Annotated in this window: 16 protein-coding genes; 13 read left to right on the forward strand and 3 right to left on the reverse strand. The window is 46.0% G+C overall.

Translation table 11 applies throughout. The features are described 5' to 3' along the window. Positions 1-15 precede the first annotated feature (15 nt). The 11 genes from MKHDV_RS12610 to MKHDV_RS12655 all read left to right on the forward strand — a co-directional run bounded on the left by MKHDV_RS12610 (position 16) and on the right by MKHDV_RS12655 (position 8,918). On the forward strand, positions 16-1,125 hold the full coding sequence (locus MKHDV_RS12610; RefSeq protein ID WP_160715820.1) for an SCO family protein: 1,110 nt from the start codon (positions 16-18) through the stop codon (positions 1,123-1,125). A gap of 580 nt (positions 1,126-1,705) precedes the next feature. Then, entirely contained in the window at positions 1,706-2,707 is a 1,002-nt protein-coding gene (locus tag MKHDV_RS18975) for a cbb3-type cytochrome c oxidase subunit I (RefSeq protein ID WP_254060473.1), read from the forward strand. 13 nt (positions 2,708-2,720) lie between these two features. After that, a complete protein-coding gene (locus MKHDV_RS18980) occupies positions 2,721-3,347 on the forward strand; it encodes a cbb3-type cytochrome c oxidase subunit I (protein WP_254060474.1) in 627 nt (208 codons plus the stop codon). Beyond that, the gene (locus MKHDV_RS12620; RefSeq protein ID WP_254060475.1) at positions 3,337-3,924 is read left to right on the forward strand and encodes a cytochrome c oxidase subunit 3; all 588 of its coding nucleotides are present in this window, start codon (positions 3,337-3,339) and stop codon (positions 3,922-3,924) included. Before MKHDV_RS18980 ends, MKHDV_RS12620 begins: the two co-directional genes overlap by 11 nt. Before the next feature lie 20 nt (positions 3,925-3,944). Continuing rightward, positions 3,945-4,235: a cytochrome C oxidase subunit IV family protein gene (locus MKHDV_RS12625; protein ID WP_216846923.1), complete on the forward strand. Its 291-nt coding sequence runs from the start codon at positions 3,945-3,947 to the stop codon at positions 4,233-4,235. Positions 4,236-4,245: 10 nt separating this feature from the next. Next, the gene (coxB, locus tag MKHDV_RS12630) at positions 4,246-5,475 is read left to right on the forward strand and encodes a cytochrome c oxidase subunit II (RefSeq protein WP_160715826.1); all 1,230 of its coding nucleotides are present in this window, start codon (positions 4,246-4,248) and stop codon (positions 5,473-5,475) included. Positions 5,476-5,489: 14 nt separating this feature from the next. Further along, entirely contained in the window at positions 5,490-6,359 is an 870-nt protein-coding gene (locus MKHDV_RS12635; RefSeq protein WP_160715828.1) for a UbiA family prenyltransferase, read from the forward strand. A gap of 41 nt (positions 6,360-6,400) precedes the next feature. Beyond that, positions 6,401-6,844: a DUF4079 domain-containing protein gene (locus MKHDV_RS12640; RefSeq protein ID WP_160715830.1), complete on the forward strand. Its 444-nt coding sequence runs from the start codon at positions 6,401-6,403 to the stop codon at positions 6,842-6,844. Between the two features lie 141 nt (positions 6,845-6,985). Next, the gene (locus tag MKHDV_RS12645) at positions 6,986-7,177 is read left to right on the forward strand and encodes a hypothetical protein (RefSeq protein ID WP_160715832.1); all 192 of its coding nucleotides are present in this window, start codon (positions 6,986-6,988) and stop codon (positions 7,175-7,177) included. Continuing rightward, on the forward strand, positions 7,164-8,546 hold the full coding sequence (locus MKHDV_RS12650; RefSeq protein ID WP_160715834.1) for an amidase: 1,383 nt from the start codon (positions 7,164-7,166) through the stop codon (positions 8,544-8,546). The genes MKHDV_RS12645 and MKHDV_RS12650 overlap by 14 nt, the downstream gene beginning before the upstream one ends. 66 nt (positions 8,547-8,612) lie before the next feature. Then, complete coding sequence (locus MKHDV_RS12655) at positions 8,613-8,918, forward strand: Dabb family protein (protein WP_160715836.1); 306 nt, start codon at positions 8,613-8,615, stop codon at positions 8,916-8,918. Positions 8,919-9,161: 243 nt separating this feature from the next. On the opposite strand, the gene nadB is transcribed toward MKHDV_RS12655, so the two are convergent. From nadB to nadC, 3 genes are all read right to left on the reverse strand, one after another. Further along, positions 9,162-10,745: an L-aspartate oxidase gene (nadB, locus tag MKHDV_RS12660; protein WP_160715838.1), complete on the reverse strand. Its 1,584-nt coding sequence runs from the start codon at positions 10,743-10,745 to the stop codon at positions 9,162-9,164. A gap of 32 nt (positions 10,746-10,777) precedes the next feature. After that, positions 10,778-11,812, reverse strand: coding sequence for a quinolinate synthase NadA (gene nadA / locus MKHDV_RS12665; RefSeq protein WP_160715840.1), 1,035 nt, complete (start codon positions 11,810-11,812; stop codon positions 10,778-10,780). A 211-nt stretch (positions 11,813-12,023) separates the two neighbouring features. Beyond that, on the reverse strand, positions 12,024-12,899 hold the full coding sequence (gene nadC, locus MKHDV_RS12670) for a carboxylating nicotinate-nucleotide diphosphorylase (protein ID WP_160715842.1): 876 nt from the start codon (positions 12,897-12,899) through the stop codon (positions 12,024-12,026). Between the two features lie 160 nt (positions 12,900-13,059). Here nadC and mgtE point away from each other — a divergent pair, with 160 nt between their 5' ends. Together mgtE and MKHDV_RS12680 are read left to right on the forward strand one after the other, a co-directional pair. Next, on the forward strand, positions 13,060-14,442 hold the full coding sequence (gene mgtE, locus MKHDV_RS12675; protein ID WP_160715844.1) for a magnesium transporter: 1,383 nt from the start codon (positions 13,060-13,062) through the stop codon (positions 14,440-14,442). A 396-nt stretch (positions 14,443-14,838) separates the two neighbouring features. After that, entirely contained in the window at positions 14,839-16,158 is a 1,320-nt protein-coding gene (locus MKHDV_RS12680; RefSeq protein ID WP_160715846.1) for a serine hydrolase, read from the forward strand. Positions 16,159-16,225 lie beyond the last annotated feature (67 nt).

Genomic DNA, 16,225 nt, shown 5'->3' on the forward strand with positions numbered 1-16,225 from the left:
ATCGGGAGAGTTTCCGTGTCAGTATTTAAACAACGCGGTTTTATACGAATATTACGCTTTGCTGTGATTGCAGCCTTTGCTTTGTTTCTTCTTGTCAGTCTTTCCCGTGCTGAGGAGCCTGTTCAGAAACCGAATCAAAGCACTGAAGCGCAAAGTCCATTGCAAGACTCTTCCGATCATATGAATCATTCAGCACCAGCTAATTCACCATCAACGGATTCACCACAAAAGATGAATGATCAGAGTTCGCAGATGCATGATGTACACTCTGGTTCTGATGCCACCGATAACGCAGGGCATTCCCTGCACATAAACACGAAGAATCGTGAAGGCAGTGTATTGCCGCCAAATGATGGTTCCGTGCCGGATATGTCCGGTCATGTGCATCCAACGCCAGCGCCAGATTCTGTTGAAGCAGGAGTTACAGAGCGTCTTGGTGAAACCATAACAACACCAATCTATTTTACAGATTCCACAGGCAAGCGGGTCGACATTCGTTCACTAATGACATCACCCGTACTTATTGCGCCTGTGTACTATTCCTGCCCGGGCGTTTGTCATATTCTTATGAGCTCCATTGCCGGAGTGCTGCCTAGTGTGCGCCTTAGTCCGGATAAAGATTACCGGATAATTATGGTAAGTTTTGATGAATTGGACACACCGGAGCTGGCAGCAAAGAAGAAGAAAAATTTTATGCATGCACTGCATGCAGCTGACCCATCCTTCCCACCGGATGCATGGAAATTTCTTACTGGCGATAAACAAAGCATCGATACGTTAATGGGCGAGATCGGCTTTAGGTTTAAGCGTATCGGTAAAGACTTTGTGCATCCGGTTATTCTTGTGGCCGTGTCGCCTGAAGGAAGGATTACCCGCTATCTTTACGGCACTAATATTCTTCCATTTGATGTGACTATGGCGTTAACAGAAAGTGAAACAGACACGCCGCTGTTCTCTGTTCAACGCATAGCGCAGCTCTGCTTTTCTTATGATCCTAAGGGCAAAAAGTATGTCTTTGATACAATGAAAATTGCCGGATTCGGTGTGATCGGATTTGTTGTAATTCTTGCGTTGATTCTGTCCTTCGGGGGCAAGAAGAAACGGAAAAAGAAACGTGAAGAGTAAGACTGACCAGCACGCTTGTGTTTGCACTTTTTCCTTTGGCAGTGTTCATTATTCGGCACTTTCTGGTGCCTTGAAATACCACCAGTAACCTTTTGTAATAATCTTCAACCCTTTTACTACTTGATAACAGTCCGCTGATTAAGGCGCAGGAGAGCTTTACGCGGACTACCTGATGTTTGCTGTGTGATTGATTCTGAAGTTTGAACAACTATGGCAGATTCAAAACATACCTTCAATCAAGTGGAGCATACGAGTGAGAGAACGTAATCAACAGTTGTACCGCGTCCATAGAAGTACTTGGAGAGCACGACATGTTGGAGAACTTTACGAGAATTATCTTACCTTGTTGTACCGAAAGATTGTGAAGTCAGAAGATTACCTAAGATTTCAAACAAAGATGACATTGAAGTAGCCAAGCGTTAGCGGTGAAATGTGTGGATAAAAGTTTTTGAAGGGGGTCTGGGGGAAACTTTTTTCAAAAAGTTTCAGCCCAGCCGCCGGAGGCTCGTCGAAGACACAACAGGCCGAAGGCTCGTCGAAGACATAACAGACCGAAGGCATACAGAAAAAAGGAAACGCCGTGTCACCAGCCCGAAACATAGATGCATTTTATAAGCCGACGCAGGACGGCAAAGGCTGGATTCGTTCATGGCTGTTTACGCTCGACCATAAACGGATTGGCGTACTGTACTTGTACACGATTATGGCGTTTTTCTTGGTGGGCATTACGCTCGGTGGCCTTATGAGGTTCGAACTTATTCGTCCAGGCATGGATTTAATGGACGCGCAAACGTACAATGTTCTTTTCACATTACACGGCGTCATCATGGTCTTTTTTGTGGTTATCCCGAGCGTCCCTGCAACGTTCGGAAATATTTTTTTACCAATCCAATTGGGCGCGGACGATGTTGCGTTTCCGCGTATTAATTTGCTTTCGTGGTGGATGTATATTTTCGGTGCAATTTTGATCGTGTGCTCTTTGTTTACGGGCGGGGGCCCGCCGGACACTGGGTGGACGTTTTATGTGCCGTTTAGTGAGGTCACGTCTACTAATGTGAGCCTTGCTGTTTTTGCTGTGTTTATTCTTGGCTTCTCGTCAATTTTTATAGGTCTGAATTTTGTAACAACAATCCATAGATTACGGTGCGAGGGCATGACGTGGACGCGTCTGTCGCTGTTTACATGGTCGTTGTATGCAACAGGGTGGATTCAGATCCTTGCGACGCCAATTCTGGCAATAACAGTGCTCCTTGTGATGGTCGAACGTTTCGTTGGTGTCGGAATGTTCGACCCATCCAAGGGGGGCGACCCGTTGTTGTATCAGCACCTGTTCTGGATTTATTCGCATCCGGCTGTGTACATCATGATCTTACCTGCCATGGGCATTATTTCGGATATCATTCCGGTCTTCGCGCGGAAGAATATTTTCGGGTATAAGATGATGGCATTTTCGAGTCTGATGATTGCTTTCGCAGGCTCACTGGTGTGGGCGCACCATATGTTTACAAGCGGCATGAGCGATTTTGCCGTGCTGGTTTTCTCCTTTTTTAAGCTTTGTTGTCGCCATTCCTTCAGCAATTAAAGTGTTTAACTGGGTGACGACACTGTACAAAGGCTCGATTTATACTGATCCGCCGTTCTGGTACGCACTGGCATTTATCTTTCTGTTCTCAGTGGGAGGACTGACGGGGCTGGTGCTGGGCGCTGCGGGGCCGGATATTTATGTGCACGATACATATTTTGTGGTGGGGCATTTCCACTATGTAATATTCGGCGGACTGGGCTTTGGATTCTTTGCAGCAATGCATTACTGGCTGCCGAAAATTTCAGGCCGCATGTACAATTGCAGAATTGCAAAGTGGGCATGCGTCGTATTGTTCGTGGGCTTTAATTGGTTGTATTTTCCAATGCTCCTGCTGGGGCTTCAGGGAATGCCGCGCCGGTATTATGATTACCTGCCGGAATTTGCGCCGTTGCAGTTTGCTTCAACTTTGGGCTCATGGGTGCTGCTTGCCGGACTGGTTATGATGTTTGTGAACGTGCTGTACGGTACGTTTAAAGGCAAGCCTGTTGCGGATAATCCGTGGGGCGGCGAAACGCTGGAATGGAAGATTGCTTCACCATTGCCGCATGAGAATTTTGAAGAAGAGCCTGTCGTGACTTCAGGGCCATACGAGTTTTTGGATAGTGCGCGGAACGCGGGGAACGGTGATGCCTGCTAAAGATCCGGAAGTCGCAAAACTTGGAATGTGGCTGTTTTTGCTCACAGAGCTTTTACTCTTCGGCGGACTGTTTTTATTGTATGCAGCGTACTTGTATCGTTTTCCGAATGAATTTTATGTGGCGGGTAGAAAACTTAGCTTGTTTTACGGAACATTCAATACCGTCATAATGCTTGTAAGCTCGTGGACGATAGCTATGTCCATCAGTGCATTGCATAGAGAACGTACTGTGATGAGCCGAAGCATGCTGTTACTGACAGTGCTTTTAGGACTTATTTTTTTAGTGAACAAAGGCTTTGAGTGGCATAGCAAAATTTCTGAGGGGTTGTATCCCAACTCCTCCCTGTTCGCGACTAAAGCGGACGGCGAAGTTCTTTTCTTTGGATTGTATTACTTGATGACCGGTCTGCACGGAATTCATGTGGCTGTCGGGTGCGGCTTGTTGCTATTCGCATTTTGGTGGTTGAAAATAGGCAAAATTAACTGGAAAGATAATGCACTGCTGGAAAATGCAGCTCTGTGCTGGCATCTTGTAGATTTGATTTTGGGTTTTTATTTTTCCACTTTTTTTATTTGATTGCGTGAGGGTTCCTTATCATGACGCACAGACGAAAAATCCATAGTGGGTCCTATAAACAGAACACGTATGTGTTGTTGGCACTTTTAGTACTGACAATTCTTACAGTGGTTCTTTCCCGCATAGATTTTGGTCTGTTTGATGTAGTGTTCACACTTGTTGTCGCTTCGATACAAGCGTTTCTTATTGTGTACTACTATATGTATCTGAAATATGAAAAAACATTTTTCGCCTATCTTGTCCTGCTGTGTTTCTTAATGCTTGGCATCGCAATAGGTATGACTTTTTTTGATGTAGGGTGGCGCTACTAATGAGGTCATTATGGATCAGCCGATAAATCCGGTACAACAAGTAGATTTTGCATTCTACGTTATCTTTGGAATATCCATCGTACTCCTGTTCGGAATTACGCTGGTGGCGCTGTTTATGGTGTACCGTTATCACCATGAGCGGCATCCTGTTGCATCTAAATTAAAAGATAATGTATGGCTCGAAATTATATGGGTACTGCTGCCGTCTCTGCTTGTTATCTCCATGTTCTACTATGGCTGGATTGGATTTAAAGCACTGCGTTCTGTACCGGATGGTGCAATGGAGGTGCAGGTTGTAGGGCGCATGTTCTCGTGGAGCTTTGAATATCCGGACGGCAAGCGAAGCAAGGTTTTGTATGTTCCTGTAGGTACGCCAATACGTCTGAATATTACATCTGACGATGTTATTCATAGCCTATATATTCCGGCATTCAGAATAAAAATGGATGCTGTACCGGGGATGGAAACATATGCATGGTTCGATCCGAGGACATTGGGTAGTTACGATATTTTATGCTCTGAATACTGCGGCATTAAGCATGCGAATATGCTTTCCACGGTTGAAGTGGTGAGCAGGGAAGATTATGAAAAATGGCTGAAAAGTGAATCCAAAGCACAGCAAACGGCGGTTGCTCTGTTTGAAAACTACGGCTGTACAGGTTGCCACTCTCTGGACGGCAGCAGAGGTTCAGGCCCGTCATTGCTTAACCTGTTCGGCACAAAGCAGGTTGTTGTAGAACCTGATGGTAACGAAAAGACCATCGTCGTTGACAAGAAATATTTACGAGAGGCCATCTATGAGCCGAACAAGTCAATAACCAAAGGGTATCCCGCAGTTATGCCTTCCTACAAAGGGGAGGTGTCTGAAGATGATCTTGCGCTTATGATCGGGTGGATGACCGGAGAGATTGAAAAAAAAACGGACGGGAAAGTGCTGTTGGAAGATAACGGCTGCTTATCCTGCCATTCAACAGATGGTTCCATAATTGAAGCACCAACCCTGAAAGGCATTTGGGGTAAGCGCCTCCTGTTACAGCAGGGCGGAGTTAGTATCCGCAAAAAAATGGACAGGGCAGTTCTGGAACAAATTTTACGGAATCCGGAAACTGTGCGCGACGGAAGCTGGAAAGTCATGATGCCAGCGTATGACACCTTAACGCCTGACGAGATAACCGCCATTGCGGAGTACTTGAAGACGTTAACGGCTGATGAAGATCGTAAAAAAAGTGACAAACAATAAACAGAGGAGGGAACATGAATGTCTATCGCTTAGAAGCTAAGACGGATACACGCAGATTACTTACGAATCTGTTTGTTCTTGCGCGCGTTCCAGTCTCTGTGGCTGTGGCCGTTGTGTCTATGCTCGGTTATCTGTTGCATTCACCAGAATTTTCCATAGCACTGTTTGCAACAGGTTTTGGTAGCTTTTTCCTCTGCGCTGGTTGTTCCGCTCTTAATCAGGTGCAGGAAAAACGCACAGACGGGTACTTTTCCCGCACGATGACGCGTCCGCTTCCTCAGGGTTACATGAGTTCTAAAACGGCCATCATGATAGCAGTCCTGTGGATTTCACTGGCTATGAGTTTCTACGCCATGACTGCATCCAGTCGAACTTTGATCGTAGCCGCTATGGTGCTAGTCATTTACAACGGACTGTATACCGCCATGAAACGCCGCACACCGTTTGCTCTTCTGGTAGGGAGTATTGCTGGAGCAATGCCGCCGCTCATGGGCTGGGTTGCCGCTGGCGGCAGCATGTTCAATCCGCTTATTCTTACCAACTGCGTAATCTGGTATCTTGTGCAGATTCCGCATGTGTGGATGCGTATATACATACACAAAGAAGAGTACTTATCCCGCTTTAGTCCTATTCCTGTGAGCTATTTTGTTCTTATGCATCAAAAAATGCTTATGCGTATCTGGTACTTCGCTTATGTGTGCAGCGTTATGATCTTTGCCTTGGTGTGCACATGGGGACTTGGAGTTCCTTCGCTAGTGGGAACAATATTGGGAAGTGCTTTTTTAGCCGGAAGTATGCTGCCGTTGACGCGGCTAACGTCATTTTATCTCTTTGATATCGCATCTATATGCATATTGTTCGGAGCCGTTCTTGTGCAACTTTAGGCAACTCGAGATACAACTCTAGCCGTTGCGGGGGGATTTTTATGATCCAAGGAACAAAACTTCACCTCTATATTCATCCAGCCATTCAGCTATTGGGTATCGTCTTTGGATACATTGCAATGTACTGGGGCGCAAAACGCTTCCTAGTTGTTCATAGGCAAATGAAGTTCTCTTTTCCGTGGAATCATCATGTGCTGTACGGTAAAATAGCAATCTTTCTCTGGCTAGTTGGTATCAGCGTAGGGTTGTATTTTACCCACAAGGAGTGGAACAACTACCGCATTACAGGTGAGCATTATATAGTAGGCATGTTCATGCTTCCGTTGTTGCTCACCACATTTATTACCGGTTACTGGATGGAATTGTTCAAAAAGAAACGCGCGGTTCTGTGCGCTGCGCATGGCGCACTTGGGTTTTTGCTCTGCTTTTTTGCCTTTCTCCAGATAATTACCGGTGTTCAGGTCTTTGCACTGTTCGTCTGGTGAGGCAACGGACGTACATCTTTATTCAAAAAAAATACGCTGTCCCTACTCGTCAGAAATCAACCATTTGCATCTACGTGACAGATTACACTCGTTATGGATAGCGGAGAAAAATCAGTTTCATAAATTTACGGAGCAGTGGTTATGAGTCTAGAGCCGTATACAGCAGAGTTAATAGCAGAGATGGCAAAGCGTGAGAATTTACCCTTGCCTGTTGAACAGCTGGAAACTGTGGCAGGAAATCTGACGTACATGCGAAACCAGATTGCCGTTCTTGATACTGTTATGCTTCAAGATGAATATCTGGCTTGGAGGGATGAAGATGCAACTGTATGAGTTGTCCCTCACCGAAGCAATTGACGAGCTTGAAAGCGGAACGATGTCACCAGTGGAACTGACAAAGTCTGTCCTCGAACGTATTGCTCAAGTTGATGATATTATTGGGGCATATGTCACTGTATTTGCGGATCAGGCACTTCGTGACGCTCGCCAAGCTGAGGCTGAACTGGTTGCAGGGAAAAGGCGTAGTCCATTACACGGCATTCCGATTGCTCTGAAAGATTTATTCGATATGAAAGGAGTGGCAACGACCGCCAGTTCGAAGGTTCGCAGCACACACATGGCAACAAAAGACGCGTATGTTACTCGAGCCTTGCGCGATGCAGGAGTTGTTATTCTTGGTAAGACTCATGCGCATGAATTTGCCTTTGGTGCGATGACACCGCAAACCGGCAATCCTTGGGAGTTGAATCATTCTCCGGGCGGTTCAAGTGGTGGGTCTGCAGCAGCTGTGGCGTATGGCGGAGCATTGGCCGCGACAGGTTCGGATACAGGCGGGTCAATTCGAGTTCCTGCAGGGCTATGCGGAGTTGTCGGGCTTAAGCCGACTTACGGTCTAGTGCCGCTGGATGGCGTTGTTCCTTTATCTCCTTCGCTTGATCATGCGGGACCGATTACGCGTACGGTTGCTGATGTGGCACCGATAATGGATGCTATAGCCATCCCCCAATTAGTTGCGCATGGTTTTGGTTCAAAATTGGGAAGGGGGGTATCTGGACTACGTGTGGGAGTGCCGTCGAATTTCTTTTTTGACCAGATTGATTCGGAGATAGAAGAAAGTTTGCGGGAACACTTACGTTCATTGGAAGCATTGGGTGCCGAACTGATTGAAGTCACCGTGCCGTTAACGGATGCTATTTTGCCTACTCAATGGGGTATTGTGATGCCGGAAGCAGCTTCGGTTCATGCCGAGCCAATTCGGAAAACGCCACAACTGTATGGTGATGATGTAAGAGATTTTCTTCAGGCTGGTAGCTTGTTATCGGCGCAGGATTATCTTAAGGCCAAAAGAATGCAAGCTGCGTTACGCAGGGCATGGAGTGCAATGTTCGAGCAGATTGATGTGCTTTTTGCTCCTACAAATCCTATGGTTGCGCCGACACGAGACCAGAAGACGTTTCTATGGCCTGACGGGCAGGAAGAGAGTGTTCTCGAGACACTTATTCGGATGAATGCTGCGGCAAACCTTGTCGGATTCCCCGCATTGAGCGTGCCTGCCGGGATTCATTCTTCCGGTTTGCCTTTTGGTGCTCAATTGATAGGCCGTCCATATGACGAGGCCAGTCTGCTACAGATAGGGCAAGTGGTCGAAGGATTAAGTGAAAATGATTCGTTACGTGTTTTAATCTCCACGACCTTTTTTTAGAGTTCAGGACGCTGCTGTTCTGTTTCAATGACAAATTTTAGCTATAGCTAGATTGGGGTAGAAGAAATGATTAAGCATATCGTATGGTTTACAATGAAGGACGAAGCGGAAGGGGCGTTTGCAGAAGAAAACGCGGAGAAAGTTGCAACACTCCTGCGAAGCCTTGAGGAAAAGATTCCTTCAGTGCGATCTTTTGAAGTTTCAACATGTTTTACTTCTACCACGACAGAAAAGGTACAGGTTATCTTGTTGGCTACGTATGATGATGAAGAAGGCCTTGCAGCGTATGCTAATCACCCTGCACATGTTGCTGCTGGTGAGTTCATAGGAAAAGTCAGAGAGACCCGCAAGGCGATTGATTTCGTAGTATAACTTTTTGCTAGTATGTGTTCTTTCTGAATAAGACTTGTGTGACCTAAGCCGCGAACTACCATAAAAAATGAACTAGACTCGTAAATAAAAGTTTTGGATGGGGGTCTGGGGGAAACTTTTTTTCAAAAAGTTTCAGCCCAGCCGTCGGAGACAAAAAAACAAAAACAAAAAAAGCAACATCCAAAGATGTTGCTTTTTTTAGTACATAAATCATTCAAAACAAAACGGGGTATACTGGTAGGCTTAGTCTGCTCTGTAATGGCAGCCAATGCTTCTAGTATTTCTTTTCGCTGCCATGGTAATGATATACGCGGTAAGGCAGCCATGGAAAAGATCGATAAGCCTTTTAGAGAGCGGCGTACTCTTGTAGAAATTATGCAGGTGTTTGGAAAGATCCCTCATATCCTCGTGAGCGCGAGTTAGGCGCTGAGAGGTACGAGTAATACCTACATAGTTCCACATGGTGTTACGGATTCTGCTCCAGTCTTGCGCGATAAGAGCAGGGTCGTCGTTATGGTCGCCACCGAGCGAATTCCAATCTGGAACGACGTCACGCAATTCCTGAGTGATATTAATGTGCGCACGTTCTTTAATATGCTGAGCGGCAGTATCTGCCCATACAAGTGCTTCGAGCAGTGAGGTTGATGCAAGGCGGTTAGCGCCGTGCACACCAGTGCAGCTACATTCACCCACAGCGTAAAGACGTGCAACGGTGGTTCTACTGTGTTCGTTAACCAGAATACCGCCACAGCTATAGTGAGCAGCCGGAACAACCGGTATAGGCTCTTTGCGGATGTCCACACCAAGTTCAAGGCAGCGCTTGTAGATGGTAGGGAAGCGGGACGCAAGGTCGTGCTTCATTTCCATCGTATCAAGGTAGACGCAATCGTCGTCATTTTTGAGCATTTCATCCACGATAGCGCGAGCAACAATATCTCGCGGTGCTAAATCAGCACGTTTATCGTACTTAGGCATGAAGTACTCACCCTTGGAGTTCATAAGCTTGGCACCTTCGCCGCGCATTGCTTCCGTAATCAGGAATTTTTGCCCGGAGTGGTGGTGGAAAGCTGTAGGGTGGAACTGAACAAATTCCATGTTGTGGACTGTTGCACCGGCACGGAACCCCATTGCTACACCGGAACCGATGGAGCCTTGCGGATTAGTTGTGTGCAGGTAAATTTGACCGATGCCGCCGGTGGCAACAATGGTGTAGTCTGCTAACATGGTTTCAACGCGCTCTTCGTCTTCATTGTAGACGTAAGCACCGATGCATTCGTTCTCCAGCTCATACATGAACTGAGGGTTGTCTGCATGGTGGTGGCTTGTGAGCAAGTCGATAGCTGTTCTGTTCTTTTTGACGGTAATGTTCGGATGCGCCGTGATTTCACGAATCAATCCGTCCATAATGGCGCGGCCTGTGTAGTCTGCACAGTGCAGAATACGTGGTGCGTCGTGTCCGCCCTCTCTGGTTAAATCCCATTCGCATTCGGAAGGTGCCTTTTGTCTGGCAAAAGGAATCCCGAGGCGTTTAACCAGAATGTCTTCCACAGCATGTGGCCCTAAGGTCGCAATGTTGTGAACAGCTTTTATAGAGTTAAAGTTGTGTCCGGCAGTAAGAATGTCTTTTTCCAGCCGTTGGCTATCGTTATCATTTGCTTTAAAAACGATTCCGCCTTGGGCAAGAGGAGAGTTGCCGTGATCCAGAGAAGAACTGCATGTAATAAGTGTACAATGTACACCTTCGTCAGCAAGGCGCAGGGCAGCGGTACAACCGGCAATGCCGGAACCAATGACGAGCACCGTTGTGTAGTGACGGATATCACTCATTACAACATCCTGTTAAGCTTAAGAAAAAATAACTAAGCGCAGGCGATCAGCATACGTTCTAATGCGATTTTTGCGTCCTCGACAAGACCCGCTGGAATTGTAACAGGCTTAGCTGTACCGTTCTCCATAGCTTCAAGTGTTTTGAGCAACTTAGGCTCTGTCACGAGTGCCATGTGTGAACAGGTTGATTCCAGCAATGGGAAGATGTTCTTTGACCCTTCGTACTGGTCGGCAAGGCGCTCAACGAGGTTAAGCTCGGTACCGATGGCGATGTTAGAACCTTCCGGTGCAGCTTCAACGTACTTAATAATAAAGGATGTTGAACCGGCTGCGTCAGCTTTTCCGATAACGTCCGGGGCAGCTTCCGGATGAATAACGATCTTCACATCTGGGTATTTGGTGCGTGCAGCTTCAATCTGACGTTCGTTGAAACGAGCGTGAATTGCGCAGCAGCCAGGCCACATGATGAGTTCAGATTTGCTTACGGCGTCCATATCGATCTGGGAGCCTTCGCCTCTGACATTCAGGATGTGCCATTTCTCTTCAGGAATGCCGATAGTTTTTGCGGTGTTACGCGCAAGGTTTTTATCTGGAAGGAAGAGAACACTGTCGCCGCGCTCCATAGCCCAGCGCACCATTTTTTCTGCGTTAGCAGAAGTGCAAACAGAACCGCCATGCTTGCCGCATACTGCTTTAACAGCAACGGAAGAGTTAACGTATGTAAGCGGAACAATTTTACGACCGGATTCTTTAATGCGGGTGAGTACTTTGTCTACAAGAGTGTATGGAGCCATTTGAGACATAACACAGTTGGCATCGTCTTCCGGTAAATATACATTCTGCCCTTCACTAGCGAGCAGCTCTGCTGATTCGCCCATGAAATACACACCGCAAAAAACAATGTGCTTGGCATCAATGGTTGTCACTTTACGTGCAAGTTCGAGAGAATCGCCAGTTAAGTCAACGTGGCGTATTACGGCATCATTCTGGTAATGATGACCCATAATAATAAGGTCTTCACCCAGTTTTTCCCGAAGCTCGGTAATTCTTTTTTGATACTGGTTCATTATCTATTCTCCAGATTCAGTTTGCGACAAAATAGTACATTGCAGCGCACCCATAGGGTACTTGTTTCCGTACGGCTTGAAATTGTGCCTACGGCTGACGTGCGTTATTTTGAAAAAACAAAAAAGTTACATGCTATTAACTGTTCATGAATACTAGTTTTTTCTCATACACTGCATTGTACAGGGCTGTTTCAATCTGTATAATGAGGACTTATTCGCTTACAAGCATGCTGAAATCTGCAATAGGAGCAGAATGGGTCAGTCTTCCGACAGATATGTAATCCGGTCCTAGGTCAGAAGCAAGAGCAATACTACGAATTGTTTCGAGTGTTACGCCGCCGCTGGCTTCGGTTTCAATAGATTCAGGAATATGTTTAAGTGCTTCCTGAACAGCGGGAATATCCATATTGTCCAGCATAATTCTGTCTGCATGGCAGGCAACGGCTTCGTGTACCTCTTCCATGTTACGACATTCAACTTCAATTGGAGGACACGGAGAATATGTTGCGCGCAGTTTTTCTACCGCAGCAGTCATATTGCCCGCAAGGTCAATATGGTTGTCCTTCAGCATGAGCATTTCTGTTAAATCTTTACGGTGGTTCTGCCCGCCACCCATAAGAACAGCATATTTTTCCGGATAACGCAGGCAAGGCAAAGTCTTACGCGTATCCAATAAGGCAGTGCCGGAACCTTTAAGCTGATCAACATACAGCTTGGTCAGGTTCGCAATGCCAGAAAGATGTGTTATAAAATTAAGAATGATACGTTCTGCTTTTAGCAAATGACTCGCATCGGCCTTAATAGTTGCTACTACGGTTCGGTCTGGAACAAGATCGCCTTCATCGGTAAGGGCATTCCATGACCATTCCGTATCAGCACAAGCGTCCATGATAAGCGGAATAAGCGGAAGACCAACGACTAGCGTGTCTTCTTTGCTGATAATCTGCGCAGATAACGTGTGACCTGGAGGAAAAATTCCTTCCGAGGTCAAATCCGGTCCATCTTCGTCTAACGCAAGTTTGATAGCGCTATTCAGGTGGATTCGGGCGTTATTTTGAAAAAATGAGTCAAATTTTTCTGTATGCATGGATTGTGTTATTGACCCTCTTAATGGTAGAGGCACAAAGCCAAGTGGGTGGGGGTCGTTCCATCCCTCTTAGGCGGTGTTTAGGTGGCTGCGACAGTTTCGTCAAGCGGTCTTGACAAATGATAAATTTCACACGCTCGTGGGTCTCAGGTGGTAGAGCATGACTGATACAAAAAAGCAGCATGACAAACAAGATGAAGTCGCGAAAACTTCTGAAGAAAATAAGGTAGTTACGTCCAAAAACAACTGCCCTGATGAAGTGAAAGCGATTTTTTCTGGCGAGTTTGCCCACCCGGCAGACGCCGCTGATCATATAGAAAATCTCTCCATTGAGAAGCAGGTTTGCATGATGGAGCATCTTTCTACCGAAGATGCTGCTGAAACTCTTGCCGAAATGGAAGACCGTGCCCAGACGGATATTATTGAGAACCTCGACGTTGACGTGGCTGTTCGAATTCTTTCGGAGATGTCACCGGATGATGCGACTGACGTTCTTGATGAACTGGATGAAGAACATAGGGATGTATTGCTTGAACGGTTAGAAGACGACGATGCGGAAGAGATTCGTAATCTGCTCGCTTTTGATCCGGATACTGCTGGTGGTATCATGAACACCGAGATTATTATTCTCGGGCAGGAACTCACCGCAGATCAAGCTATTATGCACATTCGTCGTGAGATGGAAGATAAAGAGATTCCATACTATGCGTATCTTGTGGACGACGCTGAACGTCTTGTAGGTGTGCTTTCCTTACGTAACTTGCTTCTGTGCCGTCCCGGTACTGTTCTTGAAGAAAAACTTTCCGATCAAAGTCTTATTTCTGTTCTCTTTGATGAAGATAAAGAGAACGTAGCGCATATTTTGTCCCGTTACAACTTCATGGCATTGCCTGTTGTGGATTACGAAGGCAGACTGCTCGGTGTTGTTACCTATGATGACGTCATCGACATTATTCATGACGAAGCTACAGAAGATATGCTCGGCATGGTTGGTGCGGGTCAGGACGAAACCGTCGATACCCCATGGCTGGAATCTGTAAAGGTTCGCCTGCCGTGGTTGTTTATTAATATGTTGAACTCCAGTGTGTCTGCGTACGTAGTATTCCTGTTTGAAGGCTCCATCGCGCAAATGGCAATTCTTGCTGTACTTATGCCGATTGTAGCAAACCAAGCAGGAAACACTGGTCAACAGGCGCTTGCTGTTATGATTAGGCAGCTGGCAGTAGAGCGGTTTGACCGCGGTAAAAGCTGGAAGGCAGTACTGCGTGAAGCCAAAGTAGGTGCGTTGACCGGGCTTATTGTAAGCCTGCTCGTTATGCTGGGAGTATTCCTCTTTACACAGAACCTGCTACTTGCTCAGGTCATGGCTGCTTCTTTAGGGTTGGATATGCTATTGGGCGCACTTGCCGGTGCATCCATACCGCTGATTCTTAAAGAACTCGGACGTGACCCTGCTCAGGCATCAAGCATATTTTTAACCGCGATAACCGATGGATGTGGTTTCCTTATCTTCCTTGGTTTAGCGACAATGTTTATTGTATAACGTATCTGATTATTCCAAAGTTTAAGAAAACGCCCCCGATGAATGTATTCATCGGGGGCGTTTTTTTTATGCGTATCTACCAATAAACAAAGAGATACAGTTCAAATAGCAAAGGCGTGGCTTGGGCAAGCAGGTGTAGAGTAAATATTCTACGGCATTTTTGACAGAAAGGAGAATTCTAGTATTCTGAAAGTAGGCTCTCGATTCTACTGGTCATCATTTATTCATTGGGCATCTCTGGCAGAATGAGTTTGTCTGTTAACTAGCAAGGTTGATTGAACTCGACATAGCCATACTCGACATAACTATATTCAATATGCTCATGCACAAGATTGCCAGTAACGAGGAGCCAGCTGTTTTTTGAAATTATTCAGATACGTCAGGAGAGTTTTTCTAATGAAAACCAAAATGATTGTAGTGTTAATATTTCTGGTTTGTTTCTCGCTTATTGTTCCTGAGGCTAAGAGTACAGGGCAAGCTCCAAAGGACGCACGACAGTTACCGGAACTGGCAAATCCTACTGGGCAAGCACCAAAGGATGCGCGATTTTTGCCTGCAATGGTTGATGAGTTGCGAGGTGATCCATTTTCAGATTTTGGTCGTAGTTGGCAAAATGCGCCCAGTAATGCCTTTGTATATCAGCAAATAAGCCGAGCCTTTCCTACAGCTGTTGTTTGGAGGGGAGATAAGAAAGAAGTATCATTCGAATATGACATTCAGAATCTTCGAGGCATTACCTTTGAAAATTTGTTAGGTAAAAAAGAATCGCTCGGGAAATTGCTGGATCGAACCTATACAAATGGCTTCTTGGTACTCAAGGACGGTAAGATTATCACTGAGGCGTATTTCAATGGTCTTGCTCCGCACGTCCGTCATCATCTGATGAGTGTTTCCAAGTCGATGACGAGCATTCTTTTTGGTACCTATGTTGATGAAGGTAAGATCAAGTTGGATGAATTGGTTACTACCTATATACCGGAACTGGTAGGTACTTCATGGGATGGTGTGAAGGTTGTTGATGTTTTGGATATGCGTTCAGACGTTCAATATAGAGAAGAGTTTGATAATCCGGTGGCTGAAGTTTGGATGCATGAGGCAGCAGTCGGATGGCGAAATGTCGGTCTAGGTAGACCTGCAACCAACCGCCAGTTCCTTACTGCAATGAATAAATATGAAAAGCCTGATGGCCTTTTCCATTATCGTTCAAGTGAAACAGACATACTTGGATGGATAATGGAGCGTGTAACGGGGATCGGGGCAGCAGAATTAATGAGCCAAAGAATTTGGAAGAAGCTGGGCGCTGAAGAAGATGCCCAGTGTATGGTTGATAGAGAAGGCGCAAGTGTTGTGATGGGTGGTTTTGGTGCGACACTGCGCGATATGGCTCGCTGGGGACAGATGGTCGCTAATGGTGGTCGTTTTGACGGTCAGCAGATTGTTTCTGAAGAGTGGATAGAACGACTTCGCCAGGGAGACCACAACGCCTTTAAGAATTATTACAAGATGCTCCCTAAAGGCGCTTATTCAGGACAATTCTGGATAACAGATAACAAGCGAAAAATTATGTCGGCGTTGGGGTACGGTGGACAAATGGTTTATATCGATAAGGACATCGATTTGGTCATAGTTAAGTTCTCAACTTGGGATACACCTAATTATGATTACGCCATAGATACATTCAGGGCTTTCGAAGCGGTTTCAAATTATTTCCGATAGAAACGCAGTTTCGAAAAATGAACTTGTTTGAAAATTTGGGGATGAGAACAAGAAACCCCCTCTTAAG

The sequence above is a fragment of the Halodesulfovibrio sp. MK-HDV genome (genome assembly GCF_009914765.1).
In the GTDB taxonomy this organism is placed as follows: Bacteria; Desulfobacterota; Desulfovibrionia; order Desulfovibrionales; family Desulfovibrionaceae; genus Halodesulfovibrio.

Bases quoted from the DNA above. Each gene is read 5' to 3' on its own strand.
- MKHDV_RS12620 (WP_254060475.1), top strand. From the start codon at position 3,337: ATGCCTGCTAAAGATCCGGAAGTCGCAAAACTTGGAATGTGGCTGTTT.
- MKHDV_RS12625 (WP_216846923.1), top strand. From the start codon at position 3,945: ATGACGCACAGACGAAAAATCCATAGTGGGTCCTATAAACAGAACACG.
- coxB (WP_160715826.1), top strand. From the start codon at position 4,246: ATGGATCAGCCGATAAATCCGGTACAACAAGTAGATTTTGCATTCTAC.
- MKHDV_RS12635 (WP_160715828.1), top strand. From the start codon at position 5,490: ATGAATGTCTATCGCTTAGAAGCTAAGACGGATACACGCAGATTACTT.
- MKHDV_RS12640 (WP_160715830.1), top strand. From the start codon at position 6,401: ATGATCCAAGGAACAAAACTTCACCTCTATATTCATCCAGCCATTCAG.
- MKHDV_RS12645 (WP_160715832.1), top strand. From the start codon at position 6,986: ATGAGTCTAGAGCCGTATACAGCAGAGTTAATAGCAGAGATGGCAAAG.
- MKHDV_RS12650 (WP_160715834.1), top strand. From the start codon at position 7,164: ATGCAACTGTATGAGTTGTCCCTCACCGAAGCAATTGACGAGCTTGAA.
- MKHDV_RS12655 (WP_160715836.1), top strand. From the start codon at position 8,613: ATGATTAAGCATATCGTATGGTTTACAATGAAGGACGAAGCGGAAGGG.
- nadB (WP_160715838.1), bottom strand. From the start codon at position 10,745: ATGAGTGATATCCGTCACTACACAACGGTGCTCGTCATTGGTTCCGGC.
- nadA (WP_160715840.1), bottom strand. From the start codon at position 11,812: ATGAACCAGTATCAAAAAAGAATTACCGAGCTTCGGGAAAAACTGGGT.
- nadC (WP_160715842.1), bottom strand. From the start codon at position 12,899: ATGCATACAGAAAAATTTGACTCATTTTTTCAAAATAACGCCCGAATC.
- mgtE (WP_160715844.1), top strand. From the start codon at position 13,060: ATGACTGATACAAAAAAGCAGCATGACAAACAAGATGAAGTCGCGAAA.
- MKHDV_RS12680 (WP_160715846.1), top strand. From the start codon at position 14,839: ATGAAAACCAAAATGATTGTAGTGTTAATATTTCTGGTTTGTTTCTCG.